Annotated in this window: 4 protein-coding genes and 1 pseudogene; 3 read left to right on the forward strand and 2 right to left on the reverse strand. The window is 72.4% G+C overall.

What is annotated here, in order from left to right; translation table 11 throughout:
• Positions 1-746, reverse strand: a 746-nt coding sequence (locus MHW47_RS33230; protein WP_239227569.1) for an FAD-binding oxidoreductase, incomplete at its 3' end; no start/stop codon positions are given.
• Positions 747-886: 140 nt separating this feature from the next.
• Here MHW47_RS33230 and MHW47_RS33235 point away from each other — a divergent pair.
• The gene (locus tag MHW47_RS33235; protein WP_239227570.1) at positions 887-1,858 is read left to right on the forward strand and encodes a YihY/virulence factor BrkB family protein; all 972 of its coding nucleotides are present in this window, start codon (positions 887-889) and stop codon (positions 1,856-1,858) included.
• On the opposite strand, the gene MHW47_RS33240 is transcribed toward MHW47_RS33235, so the two are convergent.
• Positions 1,806-3,074: a D-alanyl-D-alanine carboxypeptidase family protein gene (locus MHW47_RS33240; RefSeq protein ID WP_239227571.1), complete on the reverse strand. Its 1,269-nt coding sequence runs from the start codon at positions 3,072-3,074 to the stop codon at positions 1,806-1,808. The two genes, MHW47_RS33235 and MHW47_RS33240, sit on opposite strands and share 53 nt — an antisense overlap.
• A 121-nt stretch (positions 3,075-3,195) precedes the next feature.
• Here MHW47_RS33240 and MHW47_RS33245 point away from each other — a divergent pair, with 121 nt between their 5' ends.
• Together MHW47_RS33245 and MHW47_RS33250 are read left to right on the forward strand one after the other, a co-directional pair.
• Entirely contained in the window at positions 3,196-3,441 is a 246-nt protein-coding gene (locus MHW47_RS33245) for an SCO4848 family membrane protein (RefSeq protein ID WP_239227572.1), read from the forward strand.
• Positions 3,442-3,506: 65 nt separating this feature from the next.
• Positions 3,507-3,858 (forward strand): annotated as a pseudogene (locus MHW47_RS33250) (metallophosphoesterase); the annotation flags it as partial.

The following is a 3,858-nucleotide window of genomic DNA, read 5'->3' on the forward strand; positions in this document are numbered from 1 at the left end:
GTGCGCCGGGCGGACGCCGGGAGCGCGTCCAGCGGGACGTGGTCCGCCCGGACCAGGACGCCCCGGCCGGTGGCGCGGCCCCGGGCGGTCAGGTCGAGCCGGGCGTACTCGTAGGGGTGGTGGCCGCCGCGCGCCATCCGGGCCAGCAGGTCGTCGAGGTCCGCCGCCCGCTCGGTGTCCACCGTCATCAGGGCCGTGGAGACGGGGCGGAGGCGGAGCGTCGCCGCGAGGACGACCCCGGTCAGGCCCAGCCCGCCCGCCGTCGCGTCGAACAGCGTGCTGCCGGGGCGTACCGTACGCAGCTCGCCGTCCGCGGTGAGCAGGGTGAACTCCGTGACGTGGCGGGTGAAGGAGCCGGCCGCGCGGTGGTTGTCGCCGTGGGCGTCGGAGCCGATCGCGCCGCCCACCGTGACGTACCGGCCGCCGGGCACCACCGGGAGGAACCAGCCCAGTGGCAGCATCACCTCGCGCAGCCGGTCCAGGGTCGTGCCCGCGTCGCACACCACCAGACCGGCGGCCGCGTCGATCGTCCGGACCCGGTCCAGCGCGGTCATGTCGAGCACCGAACCCCCGGCGTTCTGCGCCGCGTCGCCGTGCGTCCGGCCCAGCCCGCGGGCGATCGAACCGCGCGGCCCGCACCCCAGGACCGTCGCCGCGGCCTCCTCGTAGCTGCGCGGGCGGAACCGGACGGCGGTCGTCGGGGCGGTGCGGCCCCAGCCGGTCAGGGACACGGTGTCGACAGACATGGGGGTGACCGTATCGCCCGGGATAACACCTTTGAGGGATTTGTTACAGACCTCACCGAAATGGGTGATTGAGGCGCCGTCAGGTCCTCCACCCCGTACCGGGTTTCGGTTTTGGCGGGCCGGAAGGGTAGTCGTGATACATGGACTGGCTGAAGAAACTCCCCGGCATCGGGCCACTCGTCTCCCGGCTGATGCTGACGCACGCGTGGCGCTCCTACGAGACGCTGACGCGGGTCCACTGGACCAGGCTCGCCGCCGCGATCACGTTCACCAGCTTCCTCGCCCTCTTCCCGCTGATCGCGGTCGGCGCGGCGATCGGGGCGGCGCTGCTCAGCGACAAGCAGCTGAACAGCATCGAGAAGAAGATCGCCGACCAGGTGCCGGGCATCTCCGACCAGCTCGGCATCGACAACCTCGTCGCCCACGCGGGCACGGTCGGTCTGGTGGCCGGCGCGCTGCTCCTGTTCACCGGCATCGGCTGGGTCGGCTCACTGCGGGACTGCCTGCGCGCGGTCTGGGAGCGGGACGACGCCGACGAGGGCAATCCGGTCGTCCGCAAGCTCAAGGACGCCGGGCTGCTGCTCGGCCTGGGCGGCGCGGCCCTGGTGACCCTCGCCATCTCCTCGGTCGGCTCGGTGGCGGTGGGCTGGGTGGCCGCCGCGCTGCACATCCCGGAGAACGGCGCGGGCGGGGTGCTGCTGCGGATCGCGGCCCTGCTGGTGGGGGTGGCCGCCGACTTCCTGCTGCTGCTCTACCTGCTGACCCTGCTGCCCGGCGTCGAACCGCCGCGCCGCCGCCTGATGGTGGCGGCGCTGCTCGGGGCGGTCGGATTCGAACTGCTCAAGCTGCTGCTCGGCAGCTACATGAAGGGCGTCGCGTCCAAGAGCATGTACGGCGCCTTCGGGGTGCCGATCGCCCTGCTGCTGTGGATCAACTTCACGGCGAAGCTGCTGCTGTTCTGTGCCGCCTGGACGGCGACGCCCGCCAAGGAGGACGATCCGGCGGCGATCGCGGAGGAGGAGGAAGAAAAGGGGGGTTCCACGCTCGCCGCCCGGCGCGTCACGGGCGAGGACGGCGGCGCATCAGGTCCGGCAGCGGCCAGCGCCGGTTGACCAGGAAGACCCCGCCGGCCAGCAGGATCAGCACCCCGCCGACGATGCCCAGCGCGATGCCCACGCCGCTGGAGCCCTCGGTGGTGGCCGCGGCCCGTGCCGCCCGGTCGGGGCCGTGCTCGCCCTTGCTCCCGGCCCGGGTGTCCGCCGCCGCGCCCTTGCCGCCCTCCGCGGTGTCGCTGCCGGAGCCCACGACCGCGGACTTCGGCGGGACCAGCTCGCCCACCGGGGACACCTTGCCGCTCGCGGCGAACCCCCAGTCCAGCAGCCGGGCCGCCTCCTTGTAGACCGCGTGCGTCTCGTCGGACGACGGGTTCATGACGGTGACCAGGAGGACCCGGCCGTCGCGCTCGGCGACGCCGGTGAAGGTGTTGCCGGCGTGCGTCGTGTAGCCGTTCTTGACGCCCGCGATGCCCCGGTACGGGGTGACGCCGTCGGCCCCGGTGAGCAGCCGGTTGGTGTTCTGGATGCCGAAGGTCTCCCGCTTCTTCCCCTTCTTCTTCTCACCGGGGAACTGGGCGGTGGCCGTGGCGCAGTACTCCCGGAAGTCCGCGTTCTGGAGTCCGTCGCGGGCGAACAGCGAGAGGTCGTAGGCGCTGGAGACCTGGCCGGGCGCGTCGTAGCCGTCCGGGGACACCACCTGGGTGTCCAGCGCCTGGAGCTCCTCGGCGCGGGCCTGCATGGCCTGGACGGTCTTCGGGATGCCGCCGTACATCGCCGACAGCACGTGCACCGCGTCGTTCCCCGAGCGCAGGAAGACCCCGAGCCACAGGTCGTGGACCGTGTAGCTGTGGTCCTCCTTGATCCCCACCAGGCTGCTGCCCTCGCCCATGCCGGCCAGGTCCTCGTCCTTGACCGTGTACTCCCGCGTCTTCGGCAGGAGCGCCGGGTCCGCCAGCAGGGTGTCCGCGAAGAGCATCTTCAGCGTGGAGGCCGGGGGCAGCCGCCAGTGCGCGTTGTGCGCGGCCAGCACCTGGCCGCTCTCCGCGTCCGAGACCAGCCACGAGCGGCCCGTCAGGTCCTTCGGCAGCACCGGGGCGCCGGGGCCGAGGTTGACCTGGGTGCCGGCCCGTCCCAGCTGGGCGCCGCCGATCTGCGACATGCTCGACGGGGGCTTGGGCGCGTCGTCGTCGTCCGCCGAGGCGGGCGTCACGACGAAAGCGGACAGCAGAGCGGCAGAGGTGACCGCGAGCGCGGCCTTCTTGAGAGCTGGCACGGTCGAAAACGTACATGCAGTTGATATGAATATCGGCACTGACGGCCCAACCCGCCGCACGGGTCGCCGGGACGGACCACCCCGCCCGAACCGCCCGGAACGGGGCGGCGATACTGGGTCCATGAAGCTCAGCCGCCCCGTCTCCTGGTTCCTGCTCGCCTTCGGGGCGTGGTCGTGGATCATCTGGGTCACCTTCGTCAAAAACCTGTGGAAGGACGGCAGCGGCCTCGCCTTCGACGACGCCGGTGACCCGACCGCGTACTTCTGGGTGCATCTGCTGCTCGCCATCACGTCCTTTCTCCTGGGGACGGCCGTGGGCTGGATCGGGTTCCGGGGCGTCAGGGCCCTGCGCGCCGAAAAGGCTTGAAAACACCGGTCCCGATACGGGGCTGAACCGGTCGGAACACGGACGAACGGAACAGGGGAGCAGGCGTGCGGGTCGTGGGGATCGTTCTGATGGTGGTCGTGGTCCTCGCGCTGCTCGTGGCCGTGCACCGCTACGTGTGGCGCCGGCTCGTCGGTGACACCACGGCGCCCGGCAGCCCGTGGCGTCGGGCCGGCACCGTCGCCGTGTACGTGCTGCCGCTGCTCAGCCTCGGCGCCATGGTGTCGGGCCGCGCGGGCGCGCCCTTCTGGCTCCAGCGGGTCCTGGCCTGGCCCGGCTATCTCTGGCTGGCCGCGCTGCTGTACCTGACGCTGGCGCTGCTCGTCGGCGAGGCCGTGCGGCCGCCGCTGCGCCGGTGGCTCGCCCGCCGGGCGGAGGGCGGCGCACCGTACGCCCCCG

The organism is Streptomyces sp. OfavH-34-F, from assembly GCF_022347745.1.
Taxonomy (GTDB): domain Bacteria; phylum Actinomycetota; class Actinomycetes; order Streptomycetales; family Streptomycetaceae; genus Streptomyces.